This is a genomic window from Amycolatopsis sp. NPDC003861 (assembly GCF_053605405.1).
In genome coordinates this window covers 1-22,160 of record NZ_JBSGJD010000016.1, presented here as the reverse complement: position 1 = coordinate 22,160, position 22,160 = coordinate 1, and the positions used below count along the sequence as shown (strand labels likewise).

General features: G+C 72.2%; 21 protein-coding genes. 11 read left to right on the top strand and 10 right to left on the bottom strand.

Going from position 1 to position 22,160, the window contains the following annotated elements; translation table 11 throughout:
- Window positions 1-17: 17 nt before the first annotated feature.
- Genes ACWEVN_RS06860 through ACWEVN_RS06835 form a run of 6 tightly spaced genes read left to right on the top strand, consistent with a single transcriptional unit; the run spans window position 18 to window position 8,057 of the window.
- Window positions 18-1,193, top strand: a complete 1,176-nt coding sequence (locus ACWEVN_RS06860) for an NAD(P)/FAD-dependent oxidoreductase (RefSeq protein WP_452050551.1) — start codon at window positions 18-20, stop codon at window positions 1,191-1,193.
- Window positions 1,194-1,237: 44 nt separating this feature from the next.
- Entirely contained in the window at window positions 1,238-2,860 is a 1,623-nt protein-coding gene (locus ACWEVN_RS06855; RefSeq protein ID WP_452050550.1) for a thiamine pyrophosphate-binding protein, read from the top strand.
- Window positions 2,857-4,875 carry a hydantoinase/oxoprolinase family protein gene (locus ACWEVN_RS06850; protein ID WP_452050549.1) on the top strand — a complete coding sequence of 673 codons (2,019 nt, stop codon included), beginning with the start codon at window positions 2,857-2,859 and terminating at the stop codon, window positions 4,873-4,875. Before ACWEVN_RS06855 ends, ACWEVN_RS06850 begins: the two co-directional genes overlap by 4 nt.
- Entirely contained in the window at window positions 4,872-6,572 is a 1,701-nt protein-coding gene (locus ACWEVN_RS06845) for a hydantoinase B/oxoprolinase family protein (protein WP_452050548.1), read from the top strand. Before ACWEVN_RS06850 ends, ACWEVN_RS06845 begins: the two co-directional genes overlap by 4 nt.
- Window positions 6,573-6,574: 2 nt before the next feature.
- Window positions 6,575-7,360: an SDR family NAD(P)-dependent oxidoreductase gene (locus ACWEVN_RS06840; RefSeq protein WP_452050547.1), complete on the top strand. Its 786-nt coding sequence runs from the start codon at window positions 6,575-6,577 to the stop codon at window positions 7,358-7,360.
- 4 nt (window positions 7,361-7,364) lie between these two features.
- Entirely contained in the window at window positions 7,365-8,057 is a 693-nt protein-coding gene (locus ACWEVN_RS06835) for a GntR family transcriptional regulator (protein ID WP_449683521.1), read from the top strand.
- Here ACWEVN_RS06835 and ACWEVN_RS06830 read toward each other — a convergent pair.
- The gene (locus ACWEVN_RS06830) at window positions 8,032-8,226 is read right to left on the bottom strand and encodes a hypothetical protein (protein ID WP_452050546.1); all 195 of its coding nucleotides are present in this window, start codon (window positions 8,224-8,226) and stop codon (window positions 8,032-8,034) included. The two genes, ACWEVN_RS06835 and ACWEVN_RS06830, sit on opposite strands and share 26 nt — an antisense overlap.
- A gap of 119 nt (window positions 8,227-8,345) precedes the next feature.
- Between ACWEVN_RS06830 and ACWEVN_RS06825 the strand changes: the two genes are divergently transcribed.
- Window positions 8,346-9,332, top strand: a complete 987-nt coding sequence (locus tag ACWEVN_RS06825) for a helix-turn-helix domain-containing protein (RefSeq protein WP_452050545.1) — start codon at window positions 8,346-8,348, stop codon at window positions 9,330-9,332.
- On the opposite strand, the gene ACWEVN_RS06820 is transcribed toward ACWEVN_RS06825, so the two are convergent.
- Window positions 9,322-11,241 carry an NPCBM/NEW2 domain-containing protein gene (locus tag ACWEVN_RS06820; protein ID WP_452050544.1) on the bottom strand — a complete coding sequence of 640 codons (1,920 nt, stop codon included), beginning with the start codon at window positions 11,239-11,241 and terminating at the stop codon, window positions 9,322-9,324. The genes ACWEVN_RS06825 and ACWEVN_RS06820 overlap by 11 nt on opposite strands.
- Before the next feature lie 172 nt (window positions 11,242-11,413).
- Between ACWEVN_RS06820 and ACWEVN_RS06815 the strand changes: the two genes are divergently transcribed.
- Together ACWEVN_RS06815 and ACWEVN_RS06810 are read left to right on the top strand one after the other, a co-directional pair.
- On the top strand, window positions 11,414-12,595 hold the full coding sequence (locus ACWEVN_RS06815; protein WP_452050543.1) for a CaiB/BaiF CoA transferase family protein: 1,182 nt from the start codon (window positions 11,414-11,416) through the stop codon (window positions 12,593-12,595).
- Window positions 12,596-12,628: 33 nt separating this feature from the next.
- Window positions 12,629-13,897, top strand: a complete 1,269-nt coding sequence (locus tag ACWEVN_RS06810) for an aminotransferase family protein (RefSeq protein ID WP_449683516.1) — start codon at window positions 12,629-12,631, stop codon at window positions 13,895-13,897.
- A 317-nt stretch (window positions 13,898-14,214) separates the two neighbouring features.
- On the opposite strand, the gene ACWEVN_RS06805 is transcribed toward ACWEVN_RS06810, so the two are convergent.
- The 7 genes from ACWEVN_RS06805 to ACWEVN_RS06775 form a co-directional block, all read right to left on the bottom strand.
- The gene (locus ACWEVN_RS06805; RefSeq protein ID WP_449683573.1) at window positions 14,215-14,631 is read right to left on the bottom strand and encodes a VOC family protein; all 417 of its coding nucleotides are present in this window, start codon (window positions 14,629-14,631) and stop codon (window positions 14,215-14,217) included.
- Window positions 14,631-14,828, bottom strand: coding sequence for a hypothetical protein (locus ACWEVN_RS06800; RefSeq protein ID WP_004561810.1), 198 nt, complete (start codon window positions 14,826-14,828; stop codon window positions 14,631-14,633). Before ACWEVN_RS06800 ends, ACWEVN_RS06805 begins: the two co-directional genes overlap by 1 nt.
- 134 nt (window positions 14,829-14,962) lie before the next feature.
- Window positions 14,963-15,466, bottom strand: coding sequence for a GNAT family N-acetyltransferase (locus tag ACWEVN_RS06795; protein ID WP_449683515.1), 504 nt, complete (start codon window positions 15,464-15,466; stop codon window positions 14,963-14,965).
- 31 nt (window positions 15,467-15,497) lie between these two features.
- Window positions 15,498-16,283 carry an IclR family transcriptional regulator gene (locus ACWEVN_RS06790; protein ID WP_452050542.1) on the bottom strand — a complete coding sequence of 262 codons (786 nt, stop codon included), beginning with the start codon at window positions 16,281-16,283 and terminating at the stop codon, window positions 15,498-15,500.
- A gap of 122 nt (window positions 16,284-16,405) precedes the next feature.
- Complete coding sequence (locus ACWEVN_RS06785) at window positions 16,406-17,098, bottom strand: family 16 glycoside hydrolase (protein ID WP_449683513.1); 693 nt, start codon at window positions 17,096-17,098, stop codon at window positions 16,406-16,408.
- Between the two features lie 77 nt (window positions 17,099-17,175).
- Window positions 17,176-18,636 (bottom strand): PH domain-containing protein, encoded by a 1,461-nt coding sequence (locus tag ACWEVN_RS06780; protein WP_452050578.1) that lies wholly within the window; start codon window positions 18,634-18,636, stop codon window positions 17,176-17,178.
- 110 nt (window positions 18,637-18,746) lie between these two features.
- On the bottom strand, window positions 18,747-19,256 hold the full coding sequence (locus ACWEVN_RS06775) for a PH domain-containing protein (RefSeq protein ID WP_452050541.1): 510 nt from the start codon (window positions 19,254-19,256) through the stop codon (window positions 18,747-18,749).
- Window positions 19,257-19,429: 173 nt separating this feature from the next.
- On the opposite strand from ACWEVN_RS06775, the gene ACWEVN_RS06770 reads away from it, so the two are divergent.
- Complete coding sequence (locus tag ACWEVN_RS06770) at window positions 19,430-20,350, top strand: proteasome assembly chaperone family protein (protein WP_310967003.1); 921 nt, start codon at window positions 19,430-19,432, stop codon at window positions 20,348-20,350.
- Complete coding sequence (locus ACWEVN_RS06765; RefSeq protein WP_452050540.1) at window positions 20,347-21,078, top strand: class I SAM-dependent methyltransferase; 732 nt, start codon at window positions 20,347-20,349, stop codon at window positions 21,076-21,078. The genes ACWEVN_RS06770 and ACWEVN_RS06765 overlap by 4 nt, the downstream gene beginning before the upstream one ends.
- Here the strand turns inward: ACWEVN_RS06765 and ACWEVN_RS06760 are convergent.
- Entirely contained in the window at window positions 21,075-22,037 is a 963-nt protein-coding gene (locus ACWEVN_RS06760) for an MCE family protein (protein ID WP_452050539.1), read from the bottom strand. The genes ACWEVN_RS06765 and ACWEVN_RS06760 overlap by 4 nt on opposite strands.
- Window positions 22,038-22,160: the final 123 nt, after the last annotated feature.

The window sequence follows — 22,160 nt, the reverse complement described above, 5'->3', positions numbered from 1 at the left end:
GTTCTACATTGGCGAGTATGACCGGCCGCGGCACAGGGGAAACGTCGTTGCCACCGATGGCCGAGTGCGTCGTGATCGGCGGTGGCGTGATCGGCGTCAGCTGCGCGTTCCGGCTCGCCGAAGCCGGCGTGGACGTGCTGCTCCTCGAGCGCGGCGAGCTGGGCGGCGGCTCGACGGCGAAGGCCGCGGGCGGTATCCGGTCGTCGTTCACCAGCCGGGTCAACGTCCAGCTCGGCCTGCGCGGGCTCGCCGCGTACAGCGCTTTCCGGAGCGACTTCGGCACCGAGATCGACTTCCGCCGCGACGGCTACCTCTACCTCGTCACCGACCCGGCCGACGTCCCCGCGTTCGAGCGCTGCGCCGAGCTTCAGCGCGAGCACGGCGTCCGCAGCCACCTGCTCGACCCGGCGGAGGCGAAGAAGGTGCTCCCGCCGGTGGAGACCGACGGCGTCGTGGCCGCCCTCTGGTCGCCGGACGACGCCAAGGCGACGCCGGACGCGGTCGTCCAGGGGTACGCGAAGGCGGCCCGCGCGCGCGGCGCGAAGCTGCGGACCGGCGTCGAGGTCACCGGGATCGAGCGCGACGGCGACGCGCTGACCGGCGTCGTCACGACGGCGGGAGTGGTCCGGACCGGCGCGGTGGTGTGCGCGGCCGGCGCGTGGTCGGGCCGGATCGGCGAGCTGGCCGGAGTGGACCTGCCGGTGCGCCCGTACCGGCGGCAGGTCGTGTTCACCGGGCCGGTGCCCGGGCTGCCGGAAGCGGTTCCGCTCACCATCGAGATGCCGTCGGCCTTCTACTTCCACCGCGAGGGGCCCGGCCTGGCGATGTCGTTCTCCGACGGCGACGGTGTCCCGGGCTTCGACACCCGGTACGAGCCGGGCGAGTGGCTGCCGCGGCTGGCCGAGCTGGCGGGCCGCCGGATCCCCGCCGTACTCGACGCCGGCATCCGGACCGCGTGGGCCGGGCTGTACGAAACGACGCCGGACCGCAACCAGATCATCGGGGAAAGCGTCCTGCTGTCGCGGTTCTTCTACGCGACCGGCTTCTCGGGCCACGGCTTCCAGATGGGCCCGGCCACCGGCGAGCTGATCCGCGACCTCTACCTGCGGCGACGGCCCGCGGTGGACATCGCCGGGCTCGACGTCCGCCGGTTCGCCGCGGGCTCGGCGGGTGCCGAGCACAACATCGTCTAGGGGCAGATTGCCAGATCGTTGAACGATCTGGCAGTATCCGAACCGTGGCTGTGAGTGGTGCTCGGGAGCTGGTGGACGCGCTGGAAGCGCTCGGAACGGAGATCGTCTTCGGCCTTCCGGGGGTGCACAACCTGCCACTGTGGGAAGCGCTCGGTGAAACCCGCATCAAGCTCGTCGGCGTCCGCCACGAACAGACCGCCGGATACGCCGCCGACGGCTACGCCCGCGCCACCGGCAAGCTCGGCGTCGCGCTGGTCACCACCGGTCCGGGCGCGGCGAACACGCTCGGCGCGGTCGGGGAGGCCATGGCGTCCGCGGCCCCGGTGCTGGTCATCGCCACCGACATCCCCTCGACGCTGCGGCGGCCCGGTGTCGTCCGCGGCGTGCTGCACGAGACGTCCGACCAGCAGGCGATGTTCGCGCCGGTGACCAAGGGCGGCTTCACCGTGCGGGCTCCCGACCAGATCGGCACCACCGTGCACCGCGCCGCCCGGCTCGCGCAGCTGCCGCAGAGCGGCCCGGTCTACCTCGGCGTGCCCACCGACTACCTGCGCGAACAGGTGCCGCACCGGCGGCCGCCCGCCCCGCACCGCAAGCCCGACGTCGACGTCCCCGACCTCGCGCGGGCCGAGGCGATGCTGTCCGACGCGCGGCACCCGCTGATCTGGGCCGGCGGCGGTGCGCTGCGATCGGGCGCGGGTGAGGCGATCGGTGTCCTCGCCGAGAAGCTCGCCGCGCCGGTGATCACCACGTTCGCCGCCCGCGGGCTGCTCCCGCTCGACCACCCGTGCCTGGCGCCGAACCCGGTGCACACGCCGGAGGTCGGCGAGCTGTGGGACGAAGCCGACGTCGTGCTGGCCATCGGCACCGACTTCGACGGCCTGATGACGCAGAACTGGCGGATGCCCAAGCCGCCCCAGCTGATCGCGGTCAACGTCGACGCCGACGACGCCGCCAAGAACTACCGCCCCGACCTGACGCTGGTCGGGGACGCGCGCTCGATCGTCGAGCGGCTGCTGCCGAAGCAGCGGGACGGGCTCGACGACATGACGCTGCGGCTGGCCGGGATCGGCCGCCGGGTGCGCCAGCGCATCCGCGACGAGGAACCGCAGGCCTACGACTTCCTGTCCACTTTGGACGAGGTGCTGCCGACGGACGCGGTGCTGGTCTCGGACATGTGCGTGGCCGGCTACTGGGTCGGCGGCTTCCACCGGGTGCGGGCGCCGCGCAAGCTCGCCTACCCGATGGGCTGGGGCACCCTCGGCTACGGCTTCCCGGCGTCGCTCGGCGCGGCCGCGGCCGGCACCGGGCGCGCCATCTGCATCACCGGCGACGGCGGGTTCCTCTACGGCTGCGGCGACCTGGCCACGCTCGCGCAGGAACAGCTGCCGGTCACCGTCGTCCTGGTCGACGACGGCGGGTACGGCATGCTCCGCTACGACCAGGACCGCGAGGGCCTGCCGCACCGCGGGGTCGACTGGGACAGCCCGGACTTCGTCGGCCTGGCCCGGTCGTTCGGGGTGCACGCCGACCGCGTCTCCGGCTTCGGGCGGGCGTTCCGGCGGCTGCTCGGCGAGTTCGTCGAGTCGGACGAGCCGAACGTGCTGGTCGTGAAGGCCAAGCTCAAGCCGCCGCTGAACACCTCGCCGCGGTGGTACCGGACATGAGGATCGGCGTCGACATCGGCGGCACGTTCACCGACCTCTGCGCGGTCGACGAGACCGGCATCGTCGCGGTCGGCAAGGTCCTGACCACGCACGACGAGCCGGCCCGGGCGGTCGAGGAGGGCCTGGCCGCGCTGCTGCCGGACCTCCGCGCCGTCGAGCAGGTCGTGCACGGGACGACGCTGGTGACGAACGCCCTGATCGAGCGCAAGGGCTCGCGGACCGCGCTGCTGGCCACCGCCGGGTTCCGGGACGTCCTGGAGATGCGCCGCGAGCACCGGTACGAGCTCTACGACCTGCACCTGGAACTGCCCGCGCCGCTCGTGCCGCGGCACCTGCGGTTCGACGTCCCGGAGCGGATCATCGCCGACGGGTCCGTCCACACCGGACTCGACGAGTCCTTGGTGGCACGGCTCGGCCGGGAGCTGGCGGCGCGCGGTATCGAGGCCGTCGCCGTCTGCTTCCTGCACGCCTTCACGAACCCGGCGCACGAACGCCGGACCGCGGAGATCCTGGCCGAGGTGGCGCCCTCGCTGCGGGTGGCGCTGTCGTCCGACGTCGTCCCCGAGATCCGCGAGTTCGAGCGGACCTCGACGACGGTCGCCAACGTCTACGTCCAAGACCTCACCGAGCGGTACCTGCGCGACCTCGAACAGCGGCTGCACCGGCTGGGGATCACCCGCGCGCCGCACATCATGCTGTCCAACGGCGGACTGGCCACTGTGGACACCGCCGCCCGGCACCCGATCCGGATCCTCGAGTCCGGCCCGGCGGGCGGGGCACTCGCGGCCGCGGCGATCGGGCCGGCCGACCTGCTGGCCTTCGACATGGGCGGCACCACGGCCAAGCTGTGCTTGATCGCCGGCGGCACGCCGCTGGTGACGCACCAGTTCGAAGTGGACCGCAAGTACCGGCTGCTGCCCGGCTCCGGGCTGCCGGTGCGGGTGCCGGTCACCGACCTGATCGAGATCGGCGTCGGCGGCGGCTCGATCGCCCGGATCGACGCGCTGGGCCTGCTCACCGTCGGCCCCGACTCGGCGGGCTCCGAGCCCGGTCCGGTCTGCTACGGCCGCGGCGGCACCGAGCCCACGGTCACCGACGCCGACCTCGTGCTCGGCTACCTCGACCCGGGCTACTTCCTCGGTGGCGGCATGCGCCTGGACGCCGAGGCCGCGAGAGCGGTGCTCCGAAGGAAGATCGCCGATCCGCTCGGGGTGAGCGTCGAAGAGGCCGCCTGGGGCATCCACACGAGCGTCAACGAAGACATGGCCAACGCGGCGCGGGTGCACGCCGTCGAGCGCGGGCACGATCCGGCGAAGCTGCCGATGTACACCTTCGGCGGGGCCGGGCCGGTGCACGGCGTCGGCGTCGCGCGGGCCCTCGGCGCGCCTTCGGTCGTCGCGCCACCGGCCGCCGGGGTGCTGAGTGCGGCGGGGTTCCTGACCGCGCCGCTGGCGTTCGACTTCGTGCGGTCGGCCCGCGCCGCCGTCCACGACCTGACGTGGGACCAGGTCGACGCGCTGTTCGCCGAGATGGAAGCCGAAGGCGCGGCGCTGCTCGCCAAGTCCGGAGTGGACGAGGTGACGCACCGGCGCGTCGCCGAGATGCGGTACGCCGGGCAGGGGTACGAGATCCGCGTCCCGGTCCACGACGGTCCCTGGCCCGGGACCCTGATCGACGAGTTCACCAGTACCTACCGCGCGCTCTACCGGCGCACCGGGCCCGAGGTCGGCGTCGAGGTGCTGAACTGGCGGGTCGTGTCGAGCGGTCCGAAACCGGCCGTGAAACTGCGGCTGACCTCGGCTTCCTCCGGTGAGGCGCGCAAGGGCACTCGTCAGGCGTACTTCCCGTCGGCGGGTGGATTTGTCGACACGGCCGTGTTCGACCGGTACCGGCTCGAACCCGGCACGCGGGTCGGCGGACCGGCCATCGTGGAGGAACGCGAGTCCACTGTGGTCGTCCCGCCCGGCGCGTCCTGCGTCGTCCGGGACGACGGCGCCCTGGAGGTGACGGTGTGAGCGTCGACCCCATCGTCGTCGGGCTGTTCGGCCACCGGCTGCACTCGATCCTCGCCGAGCAGCAGAACGCGCTGGTCAACACGGCCTTCTCCGCGGTCGTGCGCGAGTCGCTCGACCTGGCCTGCGCGGTGTTCGACTCGTGCGGGGAGATGATCGGCCAGTCCGTCGGCGGCACGCCGGGGCACATCAACGCGATGGCGACCGGCATGCACCACTTCGTCGCGGCGTACCCACCGGAGACCCTCGAACCCGGGGACGTGCTGCTCACCAACGACCCGTGGCAGACCGCGGGCCAGATCAACGACATCACGGTGGCGACCCCGGTGTTCCGGGGCGGCCGGCTGGTCGCGTGGTTCGCCTCCTGCTGCCACGCGCCGGACATCGGCGGGCGGCTGGTGTCCGCCGAGGCCCACGAGGTCTTCGAAGAAGGCCTCCGGTTGCCGATCCTGAAGTTCCTCCGCGCGGGCGAGGTCAACACCGACCTCGAACGGCTGATCCGGGCCAACGTCCGGACGCCGGAGGAGACCATCGGCGACCTGTACGCGCAGGTCACCGGCAACGAGGTCGGGGCGGCGAGCCTGCTGCGGCTGTTGGACGAGCTCGGCCTCGACAGCCTGGACGGGGTCGCCGCCGAGATCATGGACCGCTCGGAGCGGGCGTTGCGCGACGCGTTGTGGGAATTGCCCGACGGCACGTACACCAACGAGGTCGTCACCGACGGCTTCGACGACGAAGAGATCGTCCTGCGCGTCACGGCCACTGTGGACGGCGACGAAATCCACCTCGACTTCGCGGGCTCTTCCCCGCAGAGCCGACGCGGGATCAACGTCGTCCTGAACTACACGCGGGCGTACGCGTCGTTCGCGGTCAAGGCGGCGATCGCGCCCGAGGTGCCGCACAACGCCGGGTCGTTCCGGCCGGTGCACGTCACCGCGCCCGAAGGCTCGGTGCTGAACTGCCTCCCGCCGGCCCCGGTCGCGTCCCGGCACCTGATCGGGCACTTCCTGCCGTCGCTGCTGATCGGCGCGCTGCCCGGCCCGGCGCTCGCGCCGAGCGCGGACGCCCTGTGGATGACCATCTGGCGCGGGCCCGGGTTCATGCTGAACGTCTTCCAGACCGGCGGGATGGGCGCGCGGGCGGACAAGGACGGCCTGTCCACCACCGGCTTCCCGAGCGGCCTGCGCTCGACACCCACCGAAGTCATCGAGACCATGGCGCCGCTGGTCCAGCACGCGCGCGAGCTGCGCGTGGACTCCGGCGGGGCCGGCCGGTTCCGCGGCGGACTCGGACAGGTGACCACGATGGGCGCACTCGGCGTGACTTCCTGGAGCGTCAACGGGAACGTCGACCGGGTGCGGGCCGCGGCGTCCGGGGTGGCCGGCGGGGAACCCGGCGCGCCCGGTCGCTTCGGCCTGCACGGTGGTCGGGACCTGCCCGCGAAGAGCCGGGTGCCGCTGGCGGCAGAGTCCGTTGTGGACGTCACGCTGCCCGGCGGTGGCGGGTACGGGCGGCCGGCCGAGCGGCCGGCGGCGGCGGTGCTCGCCGACGTCGTCGAGGGGTACGTCTCGGTGGCGGCGGCGCGGGCGGTGTACGGCGTCGAGGTGCGCTACCTCGGGGACCCGGACGCGCTGGTCCGGCTGCCCGGGGACTACGTGGTGGACGAAGAGCAGACAGCACGACTGAGAGCAGGGCAGTGAGCATGGGTCGGTTGGCCGGCAAGGTCGCGGTGATCTTCGGTGGCGCGCGGGGCATCGGCCTCGCCACGGTGAAGGAGTTCCTCGCCGAGGGGGCGACGGTCTTCGCGTCCGACATCCGCGAGCCCGCGGAAGCACTCGACGGCTACCGTCATTCCATAGTGGACGCCACCGACGAGGCCGCGGTGGCGGCGTTCGTCGACGGCGTGCTCGCCGAGGCCGGCCGCATCGACGTGTTGTTCAACAACGTCGGCATCCACCTCGGGAAGTCCCTTGTGGACACCAGCCTCGCCGAATTCGACCACATCTTCGCGCTCAACGTGCGGGCCGCCTTCCTCGGCACCCGCGCCGTGCTGCCGCACATGATCGAGCAGAAGGCCGGCAGCATCATCACGACGTCGTCGAACGGCGGCGTGATGGGCCGCCCCGGTGACCCGGTGTACAACGCCACCAAACACGCGCTGGTCGGGCTGACCAAGTCGATCGCCGTCGCGCACGCGCACCAGGGCATCCGGGCCAACACGGTCAACCCGGGCGCGATCGACACCGACATGTTGCGCAGCACGCTCAACTCGCCGGAGGAGTTCGAGACCAAGCAGCACCAGCTGGTCGCGAGCACACCCGCGGCCCGCGTCGGCGAGGCGTGGGAGGTCGCGAAGGCTGTGGTGTTCCTAGCCTGCGACGAGTCCCGGTTCGTCAACGGCGTCGTGCTGCCGATCGACGGCGCCAAGGCCGCGGGGGCGCTGCCGGGCAACCGGTACAGCCTCGATTTCGACCTCGGCGTCCGGTAGTGCCGTGACCGTCGATGCCTCGGGGCTGGAGAGCGCGCGGCACCTGCTCGAGCGCAGCGGCACGGCCGAGCGGGTCGCGGCCATCCTGCGCCAGTACATCACCGACGGCGTCTTCGCCCCCGGTGAACGGCTGTCCGAGCCGGTGATCAGCTCGGCGCTCGGCGTCTCGCGCAACACGCTGCGCGAGTCGTTCCAGCTGCTCGCCCACGAGCGGCTGGCCGTGCACGAGCTGAACCGCGGCGTGTTCGTGCGCGAACTGACCACAGAGGACATCGAGGACCTCTACGTCGTTCGCCGCGCCACCGAATGCGGAGCCCTGCGCCGCGCGGCCGAACTGTCCACAGTGGATCTGTCACTCGTCGAGCAAGCGCTTCAGGCCGGCCGGACGGCCGCGGCGGCCGAGAACTGGCCGGCGGTCGGCACCGCGAGCATCCACTTCCACCAGGCCCTCGCGGACCTGGCCGGCAGCGAGCGCCTGTCCGCGACGATGCGCCAGGTGCTCGCCGAAACCCGGTTGTTCTTCGTGCTCAACGAGAACACGCGCGAGTTCTACGAGCCGTTCCTGGACTGCCACGAGCAGATCCTGCGCGACCTGCGCGGCGGGCGGTTCGACGCCGCGGAGGCCGCGCTGGACCGCTACCTGCGGGACGCCCAGGCCCGGCTGCTCGAGCTCAGCGCACCGGGAACACCACGCTGAACGAGTACGGCCGGCGGACCGTGACGAGGTGGTACCGGCCGTCGGGACCGGCCACCCAGCCGTACCAGGCGATCGTGCGCAGGATGGAACACGTGCGGTAGCCGGGGGCGGGCGGATCGGCGGCACGGGCCGTGGCGGCCGGCACGGAGGCGAGCAGCACGGCGGCCACGGCAGCGACTGTCCCCGCACGTCGGATGCACACCAGCCCACTCAACCCCGCGGGAACCTCCGACCGGAAAGGATTCGAGCCGGTTCAAATCCGCCGTCTTCGCTGCTACCGTCGGTGAAGTGTTCAAGCTGGGGGTCGACGCCGAGACGGTGGCCAGGACCCGGTTTTCCCCGTCGCTGGCGGCGGAGTCCCTCGCCTGGCTGAAGCTCGCCGCCGACGCGGGACGGCACCCGGTGTTCGGCGATCCCGGCCCGCTCGCCCGCGCGGCGCTCGCCCACCCCGACGTCGCCCTGCTGCTGGACCTGCTGCCGCGCCCCGGCGAGGTCTACACGCCGGACCTGCTCACCCCGCAGCCGGGCACGGCCACCCGGCACCGCGACCTGCTCGACGAGCAGATCGCCCGGATCGAGGCGACCGCGCAGGACGACGTCGAGACCCAGGTGCTGGGCCACACGCAGGTCCACTGGACCAGACCGCTGCCGGTCACGGCCCGCCGGAGCGTCGAGTCGGGGACGATGCCGCGGCGCCTGGCCAACGGCCTCGCCCGGTTCTGGCGCGACGCGCTGGCCGAGGACTGGGCCGGCCTGCAGGCGGTCCTCGACCGGGACATCACCCACCGCGCGCAGACCATCGCCCGCCACGGCGTCGGCGGGGTGCTCGGCAGCCTGCACCCGACCATCGGCTGGGCCGGCGACGCGATCACCGTCGTCAAGCCGTTCGACGGCGAGGCCGACATCTCCGGCCGGGAGCTGGTCCTCGCGCCGGGCGTGCTCAGCTGGCCCGGCACCAGCATCCAGATCGACGTCCCCGGCCAGGTCGTCCTCTGCTACCCGGCGCACGGCGTCGGGACGGGCGCCGACCACCGGCCGGGCCGGATCGCCCCGGTCGTCGGCGCGGCCCGCGCGGCGCTGCTGGCCGACCTCGAACCGGCGCGGTCGACGGCGGAGCTCGCGTCCCGGACCGGGTACAGCCCGGGCACGGTGTCGTACCACCTGAGCGCGTTGCACCGGGCGGGCCTGGTCACCAAGGTCCGGGACGGGCGGTTCGTGCTCTACCGGCGGACCGCGCAGGCCGTCGCGCTGCTCGAAGGAGCCGTCAGCAGCTGACGTTCGGGGCGATCCAGTCGGCGTACTCGTCCGCCGAGCCGTCACCGCCGTCGTCGACCGCGATGGCCAGCTGCTGCACGCCGGTGACCGGGACCGTCAGCTTCTGCGGTTTCGTGCCGCGCTGGACGATCCCCGTCGCGAACAGCTCCCGGCCGTCGCCCAGCACGCGGAACGCCACCGTCGCCTGCGGGCCCGACGCGTCGTCGACGCCGTACTGGGTCGTGAACGACTTGCACGCCCCGCCCAGGTGCAGGCGGATCACCGACGGCGCGTGCACGCCGATCCCGCTGTTGGGCTGGTAGCCCACGCCGCCGACGGCCATCGCCCGCCCGTTGGCCACGCTGCCGCGTTCCACCGGCCCGAGCCCGTTTTCCGAATACAGCCAGGGCCGCGTGCTGAGGTAGGTCGTCCCGGTGCCCGGCGCGGTCACCAGTGGTGCCTCGGCGGAGCCCGCCGCGGACCGCGGGCCGAACTCGCTCGTGTAGCCGCCGCTCACCCCGACCAGCACCTTCGCGGCCGGTGCCGCGGTCGGCCGCAGCGTGATTTCGCGCGTCACCGTGCTGCCGGGGGAGACCCGCGGGACGTCGACCTGCGCGGGGCCGTCCAGCGCCCACCCGGACGGCACGGTGATCGTGTAGCGCGCGTCGGTGATCGGGGTGTCGCCGTCGTTGGTCAGCGTCACGGTGCCCGGCACCGCCTGGCCGGCCAGGAACCCCTCGGGCAGCTCGACCCCGAGCGTCACCAGCGGTTCGGCGGGGGACGGCTGACCGGGCCACACGCGGAAGAAAATCCCGGAGTTCGCGCGCGTGGACGTGCGCAGCGTGCCGGTGCTGGTCAGCTCGGCGCCGGTCCACAGGTCGCGGACCCGGTAGGCCGGCGCGGCCGCGACGCCGGATTCCGCGAGGTCGAACGCGATCGTCCGGGCGACCGGGCCGCGGTTGAGCAGCAGCACCGCGACCGAGCCGTCGGACATCGGCTTCGCCCAGATCTCGCCGTCGGACAGGTCGCGGACCTTGCGTCCCGGCGTGCCGGACCAGTCCTGGTCGACCGCGATCACGTCCCGGTTGGCGATCGTGTCCAGCGGGAACGACTCGTTCGGCATCAGCGGCGCGTTCAGGAGTGCCCACAACGAGAACTGCGCGCGCCGCACCCAGGGGTCGACGATGCTGAAGTTGAGGTAGCCCGGATCGCTCCAGCCGCCGGGGCCGGTGTGCCCGGCCAGCGGGATCTGCTTGTCCACGGCCAGCATCGCGGACGGGAAGTTGTCCGGGAGGTCGCTGGTGAGCTGCCAAGTCTGTGCGCCCGCGCCGGGCGCCCACTCCCACTGGCGGTAGTTCGCCGCGAAGGTGTCGATCATGGCGAGCAGGATCGGCCGTCCGGTGGCTTTGAGCGCGTCGCTCATCTTCCTGGTGGCCGCCGCGACGCCGTTCTCGCCACCGCACGTGTCGTATTCGAGGTAGTCGACGCCCCAGGCCGCGAACGTTTGCGCGTCCAGTTCCTCGTGGTCGCGGGAGCCGGGCATGGCGCTGCCGCAGACGAGCGCGCCGGTGCCGCTGTGCAGCCCGAACTTGAGGCCGTTGGCGTGCACGTAGGCGATGAGCCCGGGCAGGTCCGGGTACTTGGCGGTGTCCGGCTGGAGCTTCCCGTCGGCCGAACGAGTCTTGGTCGCCCAGCACCCCGCGATGTTGACGTAGCTGTAGCCGGCGTCCTTCAGGCCGCTGGTGACCAGCATGTCGACCGCCGCGCGGACCTTGGCGTCGTCGATCCGCGGGCACTGGTTCCAGCCGCGGGACCACGAGATGCCCATCGGCGGCTTCGCGGCGATGACCGGCTCGTCGGCGGCGGCCGGGGCGGCGATCGCCGTGCCGAGGGTGAGGAGGGTGAGCAGCAGGACCCCGAACCGTCGCATGGGTTCCCTCTCCGGGACTGCGGACAAGATCTCCAGGGTGACGTGGGGCCGAACCGGGCATCAGGGCAGAAATGCCGCCCCCGGACGAGTGGCCTCCCGCGGCGGTCGGTGGGTGAATTCCCGAGGCGCGCCCGGGTAGAAAGGGACCGGACGCCGAGACGAGGAGCCATCGATGCCCCCTGCTGTTCGACCGCTGGACGGGATCAAGGTCGTCGACCTCTCCCGCATCCTGGCCGGGCCGTACTGCACCCAGTACCTCGGTGAGATGGGCGCGGACGTGGTGAAGGTCGAGCCGCCGGGCCACGGCGACGACACCCGCGGCTGGGGCCCGCCGTTCGTCGGCGACGAGGCCGTCTACTACCTGGCGGCGAACCGGAACAAGCGCGGCATCGTGCTCGACCTCAAGACCGACCGCGGCCGGGAAGCGCTCCGGCGGCTGGTCGCGGACGCCGACGTCCTGGTCGAGAACTTCCGCCCGGGCACGCTCGAGAAGTGGGGCATCGGGTACGAGGCGTTGTCCGCGCTCAACCCGCGGCTGATCCATGTGTCGATCACCGGGTTCGGCCAGACCGGGCCGTACCGCGACCGCGCGGGGTACGACCTGGTGGCGCAGGCCCTCGGCGGCGTGATGTCGCTGACCGGCGAGCCGGACGGCGCACCGGCGAAGGTCGGGCTGCCGGTGGCGGACCTGAACGCGGGGACGTGGGCGATCATCGGCGTCCTGATGGCGCTGCAGGCCCGGCACACGACCGGCCGCGGCCAGTACCTCGATGTGTCCCTATTGGACAGTCAGCTGGCTTGGCACGTGTACGCGGCGGGCGCGGTGTTCTACGACGCGCCCCGCCCCCGCCGGATGGGTTCGGCGCACCCGAGCATCGTCCCGTACCAGGGTTACCACGTCGCCGACGGCTGGCTGGTCATCGCGGTCGGCAGCGAGAAGCTGTGGCACGCATTCTGCGGCGTGCTCGGCCTGGACATCGCGGCCGACCCGCGGTTCTCGTCGAACGCGCTTCGCGCCGCCCACCGCGACGAGCTGAACGCACTGCTGGAGCCGGCGCTCCGGACGCGCACGGCAGCGGAGTGGATGAAGGCGTTCGACGCGGCGGGCATCCCGGCGGCGCCGATCAACGAGATCGACGACGTCTACGCGGACCCGTGGGCGGCCGCGCGCGAGCAGGTGGTCCGGCTGCCGCACCCGACGGTGGGGACGTACGTGGGCACGGGCTTCCCGGTGAAGGCGTCGGACACCCCGGCGCGGCCGACGTCCGCCCCGCCGACCCTGGGCCAGCACACCGAGGAGGTGCTGGCCGAGCTGGGGTACTCACCCGAGGAGATCGCGGAGTTCCTGGACTGATGGTAGGGATGGGGGCAGGACTGAGGAGGACCGATGGCAGCACAGCACGCCCTGTGGCACCCGTTCGCCGACATGGGCGCGGTCGACGGTGACCGGATGGTCGTCACCCGGGCCGAGGGTTCGTACATCTGGGACGACGCCGGCCGCAGGTACTTCGACGCGACGGCGTCGCTCTGGTATGCGAACTTCGGCCACGGCCGTCCCGAGATCACCGAAGCGGTTTCCCGCCAGCTGGGGGAGCTCGACTCGTGGAACCTGTTCGGCTACAACGCGAACCGCCCGGCGATCGAGCTGGCGGACCGGGTGGCGGCCTTGGCGCCGGAGCCGGGGTCGAAGGTGTTCTTCGGTTCGGGCGGCGGCGACGTCATCGACACGGCGGTGAAGCTGGCCCGCGCGTACTTCGCGCAGACGGGGCGGCCGGAGAAGGTCCACGTGATCGGCCGGGCGCAGGGCTACCACGGAACCCACGGTTTCGGCACGGCGGTGGGCGGCATCCCGGCGAACGCGGCGGGTGTGGGCCCGCAGCCGCCTTCGTTTTCCCACGTGGCATATGACGATGCGACGGCGCTGGAGGCGGAGATCGAGCGCGTGGGTGCGTCGCGGGTGGCGGCGTTCTTCTGCGAGCCGGTGATCGGCGCGGGCGGCGTGCTGCTGCCGCCGGAGGGCTACCTCGAGGAGGTGGCGGCGATCTGCCGCCGGCACGAGGTGCTGTTCGTCGCGGACTGCGTGATCGCGGCCTGGGGCCGGCTGGGCACGTGGTTCGGGATCGACCGGTGGCCGGTGCGGCCGGACATGATCACGACGGCCAAGGGCATCACGGGCGGAACGATCCCGCTGGGAGCGCTGGTGGTGGCGCCGAAGGTGGCATCGCCGTTCTTCACGGGGGCACCGGGAGCCCCGATCTTCCGCCACGGCCCGACGTACGCGGGGCACCCGGTGGCGTGCGCGGCGGGCTTGGCCACGTTGGACATCTACGAGCGCGACGGCTTGATCCCGCGCGGCCGCGAGCTGGAGAAACCCCTGGCGGACGCGGTATCGGGAGTGGCGGGGCATCCGCTGGTCGCCGAGGTGCGGGCGGGCCTGGGCTTCTTGGCGGCGGTGGAGCTGAGCGCAGAGCTGCTCGACGCCGACCCGGGGGCACCGGTGAAGCTCCAGCGAGCCTGCCGCGACGAGGGTGTGATCGTGCGCAACCTCGGGCGCGGGGTGGCGGTGTCACCGCCATTGGTGGCGGCGGAGCCGGAGCTGGATCTGCTGGCGGCGGCGTTGCCGAAGGCACTGGACCGCCTGGCGGCGCAGGTGTGAGGTCGCGAATGACTTGTTCGCGACGCTTGTGCTGGTGACGGCTGAGCGGAACCCGCGTGCTTCGGCGCGGGACTGGCGTGCTCCGGCGCGGGACTGGCGTGCTCCAGCGCGGGACTGGCGTGTCCCGGCGCGGGACTGGCGTGCTTCGGCGCGGGACCGGCGTGCTCCGGCGCGGGACCGGCGTGCTCCGGCGCGGGACTGGCGTGATTGGAACCGGAACTCACCAAGCCGGCGGCGGCCCCCAGCCCGCCGCCGACCTAGCCTCGTCCCGGTCCCGGTCCCGGTCCCGGTCCCGGTCCCGGTCCCGGTCCCGGCCCTCACGAAACGCAGAACTCGTTCCCCTCCGGGTCGGCCATCGTCACCCAGCTGTGTGGCCCCTGCCGGCCTCGCCACAGGAACTCCGCGCCGCGCGCCTTCAGCTTCTCGACCGATTCCTCGACGTTGTCCGCGCCCACCCACACGTCCAGGTGGAGGCGGTTCTTCACCGTCTTGGCCTCCGGGACCTCCTGGAACAGGATCCGCCGGGGCGGGCCCTCCGGTGGCGAGTCCGGGTGCCGGATGCCCGCTCCCGCTTTCCACACCAGCGACCCCCGGTACGTCCGGGTTTCCTCCTCCGTCGCGTACCCCTTCGCGATCATCTCGCGGACGAAGTCCGCGTCCGTCGGTTCCACGGACCAGCCGAGCGTCTCGGCCCACCAGTCGGCGAGCACGTGCGGGTCGGCCGAATCCACCACTACCTGGAAGTCATGCGCCATACCGGCACGTTAACGACCGAGTCCGACATTTTCCGGAGCATCGGGTCCTCGGGGACGACCGTGAAGCGCCACTTGTCCACGCCGCCGCCCATGATCTCGGCGTACCGGCGGGCCCCGTCCGCGTTGGCGAACCGGACCTGCTGGCCGTTCGTCAGGTGGGTGATCTTGACCGCCACGACTGCCTCCCGAAGTTGGTGGGCCGGCCCTCGGAGCTTCCCCCTCCGGGACCGGCAAGGCACAGTAGAACACATGTTCGACCGCCCGCGCCACTCTCTCCCTCAACTAGGGGACCAACAGGGCAAAGACCAGGTCAGAGCGGGCGAACCATGGCCATCCGCGGCCAGGCGTCGAGGCCGCGGGCGATCTCGGCCCGGCGGATCGAGCGCAGTCCGTCGCCGATTTCCGCTTCCGGGACGACCCGGAACCCCAGCCGTTCGTAGTACGGCGCGTTCCACGGCACGGTTTCGAACGTCGTGAGCGTCAACGCCGGCAATCCGCGCGCACGGGCCCACTCCGCCAGCGTCTCGATCAGCGCGCGGCCGATTCCCCGCCGCGCGTGCGACGGCCGGACCGACACCTGCTCGATGTGCGCGCACCCGTCGACGACCTCGGCGATCAGGTAGGCCACCGGCCGGTCCGCGGAGTCGACGCTCACCCAAGCGCGGCCCGCCGCCTGGAAAACCGCCAGCGACTCCACCGAACCCGGGTCTTCGTCGGCGATCGCCGCCATGTCGACGTCGCGGAAGAGTGCCCCGGCCTCCCGCTCGACGTCGACGAGCGCGGGCAGGTCGTCGGGGCGCGCGAGACGGATCACCCGGGTAGTTCTACGCGCCCGCGCGGATTTCTCACACCGAATAAGACGCGATCGCCCGCTGGATGCGGACCGCGTACTCCTGCAGGGCGGTGATCGCCGTCTGCCGGGCCTCTTCGGTGATCCGGGCGGCCGGGCCGGCCAGGCTCAGCACGGTGGGCCGCCTGCCGATCGTCTGCACCGGCACCGAACAGGCCCAGACGCCCTCGTCGAGTTCTCCCGAGCTGACCGCGTACCGGTTCTCCAGCGCCTGCTTCAGCTCGTCACGCACCGCCGTGCCGCGCTGCGCGACGATCGACGCCCACCGCTGGTCACGCTCGATCTCCGGCAGCAGCGCGAGCAGCATCTTGCCGGACGCGCCGACGCCGAGCGGCAGCGAATGCCCCGGCTCGAACGTGAACCGCATGGCGCGGTCGCACTCGACGCGGTCCGCGCACACGGCGGCGTCGCCGAACCGCTGGAACAGCATCACCGTCTCGCCGAGCTCCCGCGCGGCCTCCTCCATGGCCGGCCGCGCCAGCTGCACCATGTCGTTGGCGAGCTGGGCGGCCCGCGCCAGCGGCATCACCTGGCTCGTCAGGTGGTAGTGGCCGGCCCGGCCCTCCTCGAGCAGCTGCAGCTCCTTGAGCAGGGCCACGTACCGGTAGGTCGTCGCCACCGGGGTGCCGATCGTCGCGGCCAGCTCGGCGACGCTCGCCTCCCACCGGCGCTCCGAAAAGGCCAGCAGCAACTGGAGGACCTTGCGCGAACTGCTGGCACCCGGGGTGCGGCGGGGGGAAGTGGTGGCGGAACCGTCGACGGTACTGACGGCAGGCGTCATCGTGACCTCTCGGTGAGACAAAAACGACCTTCGCTATCACACGGGGTGAATAAATTAGCACGTAGTGTGAAAGGAAGGCCAGCAATGGCCCGGAATAGGGCCATCGCCGGGCGCACCGGACATCACATGGTGAGAAACTCGCCCGGTTTCGTCACCACGGGTGACTCGACGTACAGGCCGCGGTACTCGTCCTGGATCCCCGAGTTGTGCACCTGCAGCGCGAGCGGGCCGACGCGCCCGGCCGTCCGGTCGGTGAACTGCAGCACTTCGACGCCCTTGCAGGTGATCGCCGTGCCGGTGAGCGGGCAGCAGGCCATCCGCGCGACCCCGGTGGCGGCGTCGCCGATCAGTTCGCACTGGGCCCACTTCTTGATGTCGATGGTGGTGTGCGGCAGTTGCCGGAACAGTTTCCCGCCGCCGTTGTTGTGCCCCGGCCGGTAGTCCCAATGTCCCCCGTTCGGCGGTTGGAACTGGATGGCGCTCAGTGCGTCGCGGATCGGGTCGGTGGTGCCCCAGATCAGCACGGTCGGTTTGTGGTTGCCCTTGACCTGCCGGACATTGAATATCCACCGAAACGTGCCGACCTGCTGTTTGTTGTAGTACAACCAGCCGCGCGCGGTGCCATTGCCGTGGATGACGCCGGTTTTCGCCGACCAGAGCCCGGCTTTCGACGACGTCCACGCGCTCAGGTCGGTTCCGTCGAACATCGAGACCAGATTCGGGTCACCGTAAGGGTTTTCGGCCGCCGCGGCCGGCGTCGGGACCGAAGCCGCGACGATGCCCGCGGCCACCACGCCGAGAAGCTTCCGGAACATCCTGCCGTCCTCTCGTCGAACGCGGATCGAGGGTTCGGACGGCGGATTTTCACGTTAGGAGCGGCCCGGGCCGGGCGTCAACCACGGTCCCGGTCACCGGTGAGGAACGGCGTCAGCAGGCCGGGGACGGCCCGGTCGGCGAGCGCCAGCCCGTCGGCCTCGCCGACGTCGAGCACCTGGTACTTCCCCTTGCCCGCGGCGACCGGCGCGATCAGCGTGACCAGCCCGGCCCGGCGCTGGAAGTACGAGCGTTCGACGACGATCCCGGTCATCCCGTCGCAGCGGACGGCCGCCGTGCCGCGGTCCAGCGAACCCGACCGCGTCACGAGGTACCGGCCGGTGAGGGCGTGGCCGAGGCCGCGGTAGCGGTCCCAGCCGACGAGCGCGGCGACCGGCACCAGCACCAGCGCGACCTGCCACGGCCAGTCCGGCAGCGCACCGAGCCACGCCAGGCCGTAGAGCGCCGCGGCGAGCAGCAGCACGCTCAGGACGGCCCGGGACAGCCGCCGGTACAGCGCCCGGCGGGGGTGGCGCACCAGCGGCGTCGCGGCCGGGTCCTCACCCAGCACCCGGGCGACGACTTCGTGCGCGCGGGCCAGCGGCGCCGGCGGCAGCAGCAGGCTGCCGCCCTTGTCCGCGCTCTTGCCCTCCCGCAGGCCGGCGGCGATGGCGACGCAGCGGGCGCCACCGGCCAGCCGCAGCGGCAGCGGCTCGCGGATTTCGGCGCCGCGCAGGCGGTCCTCCTCGATCGACACCGACCGCGTGGTGATCAGTCCGCGCCGGATGTGCAGCGTGCCGGCGGGCTCCCGGGTGAGCCGGAAGTTCCAGAACGACAGGACGTACCCGCCGACCGACAGCAGCGAGACGAGCACCAGCAGCCCGACGGCGGCGAGCACCAGGCTCAGCCACACCGGGGTGTCGGCGAAGTGCCCGACGACGGCCTGGACCAGCGAAAACTGGATCGGGTCGAAGTGCAGTTCGTGCGCGAAGTGGTAGACCGTGCCGACCGCCGCACCGACCACGGCCAGCCCGGACAGCGTGAAGGGCGCGTACCGCAGCCACCGCTTGTCGACCGCGGCGATCAGCTGCTCCGGCGGCGCGGCGGCCTCCTCGGAAACGACCTCGGCCTTGCGGTGCAGCAGGAGCGTCCGCAGCCGCTGGGCCTCGGCGATGGTGACGGCGTCGAGGACGAGCTCGTCCTTGCCCGGTCCCTTGCCGTGCGAGTGCCGCCCGGTGCCGATCCGCGCGGCGGCCAGCGAGAACAGCCGGTGCTTCGGTTCCGAGGTGACGTCGACCGTGCGGATCCGGTCGCGCGGGATGGCCCGGTGCTTGCGCTGCAGCAGCCCGGTGCGCCACTCGACCTGCGCCTCGGTGATCCGGTAGCGGGAGGTCAGCACGTGCGAGACGCCGGTGAACACGGCGATCGCGGTGAACACGAGACCGATCCACTGCCACGGTTCGCCGTGGCCGAACAGCAGCGCGCCCAGCAGCACCGGCAGCGACTTCACCAGGTCCAGCACCGGGCGGATGAGCAGCATGCGCCGGTCGAGGTGGTGCCACGGCGCGTCCTGCGTGCCCTCGGCGGGCGGGGTGATCACTTCGGCGGTGCTTTCTGCCGCCTCCGCGGGGAAGAGGGCGTCGGCGGGGCTCACGTCGCATCGCCCCGCACGGCCTGGGTCGTCTTCGTGAGCTCGTCGGCCAGGGCGAGCGCGCGGTCGTGCGCCAGGCCCGAGATCCGCAGCGGGCCCGCCGCGGACGCCGTCGTGACGGTGATCTTCGCCAGCCCGAACAGCTGCTCGAAGGGGTCGCGCTCGATGTCGACGGTCTGGATCCGCGAGACCGGCGCGATCCGCCACTCCTGCTTCAGCCAGCCCGACTGGGTGTAGACGGCCTCGTCGGTGACCTCCCAGCGGTGCACCCGGTAGCGCCACTGCGGCATCACGATCAGGTGCAGCGGACCGAGCACGCAGGAGAGCACGAGGGTCACGGTCAGGAACGACGGCGCGTCGTCGCTGGTCACGACGATGAGCGCCTGCACGCCGATGAGGATGATCCACAGGATCGACGCGGTCACCGTCCAGTAGCCGATGGCCCGGCGGCTGACCCGGTGCGCCGGCGGCCGCAGCCGCAGCGCCGTGTTCGTGGTGTGTTCGCTCACGGGTCAAGCGTGCCCGATCGGTGCCTTGCGCGCCCACGACAGTTGTCACGATGGCGATCCGAACCGGCCTCGAACGCGTGGCGTTACGATCGGCGACACCGTCGGCGGAATGGAATCCCACCCGGGGTGTGTTGTGCTTGACGGATTGGTATAGCGGCGATCAGGAGGATCAGGTGGGACTCGATCCCGACGACCTGTACGAGGTGGACTCGGACGTCCCCGACCTGACCGGGGCGGTGCTGCTGCACCACTTCGAGGGGTTCATGGACGCCGGCTCGGCGGGCCGTCTGCTGGCGGAGCACCTCCTGGGCGGCGAGCACCGGGTGGTCGCCCGTTTCGACGTCGACCGGCTCATCGACTACCGCTCGCGGCGGCCGACGATGACCTACGCGGTCGACCACTGGGAGGACTACGACGCGCCCGAGCTGGTGGTGCACCTGCTGCACGACGCCGACGGCACGCCGTTCCTGCTGCTGTCGGGCCCGGAGCCGGACCACGACTGGGAGCGGTTCAGCGCGGCGGTCCGGAACCTGGTCGAGCGCTGGGGCGTCCGGCTGACGGCCGGCTTCCACGGCATCCCGATGGGCGCGCCGCACACCCGCCCGCTCGGCGTCACCGCGCACGCGACCCGCAAGGACCTGGTCGTCGACAACCAGCAGCTGCCGAACCGGCTGCAGGTGCCGGGCAGCCTCGCCGCGCTGCTGGAGTACCGGCTCGGCGAGTGGGGCCACGACGCGATGGGCTTCGCCGCGCACGTGCCGCACTACCTGGCGCAATCGACGTACCCGGCGGCGTCGCTGATCGTGCTCGACGCGCTGAGCCGGGCGACCGGGCTGAGCCTGCCCGAGGGCGAGCTGCGCGCGGCCGCGGACCTGGCGGACGCCGAGATCAACCGGCAGGTCGCGGAGTCCGACGAGATCGCCGACGTCGTCCGCGCCCTGGAGCGGCAGTACGACACGTTCATCGAGGCGTCCGACCGGGGCAGCCTGCTGGCGGAGTCGGTCGAGCACATGCCGACGGCGGAGGAGCTCGGTTCGCAGTTCGAGCGGTTCCTCGCGGAGCAGAACGGCGGCGACGGCCCCGAGCGCGGATGACGCGCTACGACGAGATCGGCGTCGGTTACGCACTGGGCCGGCGGACGGACCCGCGCTGGCTCTCGCCGGTGCTGTCGGCGCTGGGTCCCGCGGCGTCGGTGCTGGACGTCGGCTCGGGGACGGGCTCGTACGAGCCGCCCTCGCGGCACGTCGTGGCGGTCGAGCCGTCGGCGGAGATGATCCGGCAGCGCGCGACGGGGGCGGCGCCGGTGGTCCGGGCGGTCGCGGAGGCGCTGCCGTTCGCGTCGGACACGTTCGACGCGGCGCTGGCGGTGCTGACGGTGCACCACTGGCCGGATTGGCGCGCGGGTGTGCGCGAGCTGCGCCGGGTCGCCGCCCGTCAGGTCGTCCTGGCGTACGACACGGCGCTGCACAGCGACTTCTGGTTCGTGCGGGAGTACGTGCCGGAGATCGCCGCGCTGGAAGCGTCCCGCCCTTCGGCGCCGGAGATCGCGGACTTCCTCGGCGCGTCGGCGGTGGTGCCGTTGCCGGTGCCGTGGGATTTCACGGACGGGGTGTTCCCGGCGTACTGGCGCCGGCCGGAGGCGTACCTGGACCCGGGGGTGCGCCAATCGTGCTCGGCCCTGGCCCAGACCTCGCCGGCGGCGGTCTCGCGGGGGATCGCGCGGTTGCGGGAGGACCTGGAGTCGGGGCGGTGGCACGCGGACCACGCGGACCTGCTCGACCTGCCGGAGTGGGACGCGGGTTTCCGGCTGATCGTGGCCTAGCCGTGGCAGCCTTCTTCGTTCAACGGCCCGAACGAAGGCAGCAGCAGCCCGCACAGGTACCCGTCGATCCAGCGCCCGTTCCCCGCGAGGTTCGTCCCCAGCCGCACGAACGGCGCGAACCCCCGGATCCCGGCGGCCAGCGCGTCCTGGTTGCGCTGCAGCATCGACGTCAGCTGGTCCAGCTGGGTCAGCAACGGCCCGACCGGTGACTCCCCGATGAGCCCCGACAACTCCGACGACAACCGCCGCGAGCCGTCCAGCAGCCGAGTGATCGCCGCTTCGCGGTTGCTCACCGAGGCGAGCAGGTCGTTGCCGTCCTCGAGGAGCCGGCGAACCGCCGCGTCGCGGTCGACGAGAGTCTGCGAAATCACGCGTGTATTGCCCAGCAACGCAGCCAGCTGCCGGTCGCGCGCGGCGAGCGAGTCCGAAAGCCGTGAGAGCCCGGTAAGGGCGGCGCGAACGCTCTGCGGAGTGTTTGCCAGCGTCGCCGAAAGCGTGTCGAAGCTGCGAGCCAGCCGCGTGGTGTCGATACGGTCCACTGTGGACGAAAGCTCGCCGAACGCCGCGAGGATGTCGTACGGCACCTTCGTGCGCGACCGCGGGATCGGCGACCCCGGGTCGAGCGTGCCCTCGCCCTGCGGGTCGAGCGCGAGGTACTTCTGGCCCAGCACCGTCTTCAGCCGGATCGCCGCGCCCGTCGCGTCGCCGAGCCAAGCTCCCTTGGCCCGGAACGAAACCAGCACGTGGTCGCCGCGCAGGCGCACGTCCGACACGCGCCCCACCTCGACGCCGGCGATGCGGACGTCGTTGCCGGCACTCAGCCCGGCCGCTTCGGTGAACTCGGCCGCGTAGGTCGTCCCGTCGCCGAGTACCGGCAGGGAGCGCGCGTTCAGCGCCGTCACCACGCCCAGGGCCAGCACGGCCAGGCCCGCGACGGCCGTCCTGACCGGATTTGACATGGCGTCAAGAGTGACCCACCTCACGCCGGTGGAGTTGCCCCGGTGGGGCGGACACGGGGTTTTCAGGCAGCTGGGGCTTGACGATAGTTGGTTCGGGTTTCGGCTGGGGTGTGGTGGCCGTTG

Coding starts and splice junctions, on each gene's coding strand:
- ACWEVN_RS06860 (WP_452050551.1), top strand. CDS start 18: ATGACCGGCCGCGGCACAGGGGAAACGTCGTTGCCACCGATGGCCGAG.
- ACWEVN_RS06850 (WP_452050549.1), top strand. CDS start 2,857: ATGAGGATCGGCGTCGACATCGGCGGCACGTTCACCGACCTCTGCGCG.
- ACWEVN_RS06840 (WP_452050547.1), top strand. CDS start 6,575: ATGGGTCGGTTGGCCGGCAAGGTCGCGGTGATCTTCGGTGGCGCGCGG.
- ACWEVN_RS06820 (WP_452050544.1), bottom strand. CDS start 11,241: ATGCGACGGTTCGGGGTCCTGCTGCTCACCCTCCTCACCCTCGGCACG.
- ACWEVN_RS06815 (WP_452050543.1), top strand. CDS start 11,414: ATGCCCCCTGCTGTTCGACCGCTGGACGGGATCAAGGTCGTCGACCTC.
- ACWEVN_RS06810 (WP_449683516.1), top strand. CDS start 12,629: ATGGCAGCACAGCACGCCCTGTGGCACCCGTTCGCCGACATGGGCGCG.
- ACWEVN_RS06790 (WP_452050542.1), bottom strand. CDS start 16,283: ATGACGCCTGCCGTCAGTACCGTCGACGGTTCCGCCACCACTTCCCCC.
- ACWEVN_RS06785 (WP_449683513.1), bottom strand. CDS start 17,098: ATGTTCCGGAAGCTTCTCGGCGTGGTGGCCGCGGGCATCGTCGCGGCT.
- ACWEVN_RS06780 (WP_452050578.1), bottom strand. CDS start 18,636: ATGCTGCTCATCCGCCCGGTGCTGGACCTGGTGAAGTCGCTGCCGGTG.
- ACWEVN_RS06765 (WP_452050540.1), top strand. CDS start 20,347: ATGACGCGCTACGACGAGATCGGCGTCGGTTACGCACTGGGCCGGCGG.
- ACWEVN_RS06760 (WP_452050539.1), bottom strand. CDS start 22,037: ATGTCAAATCCGGTCAGGACGGCCGTCGCGGGCCTGGCCGTGCTGGCC.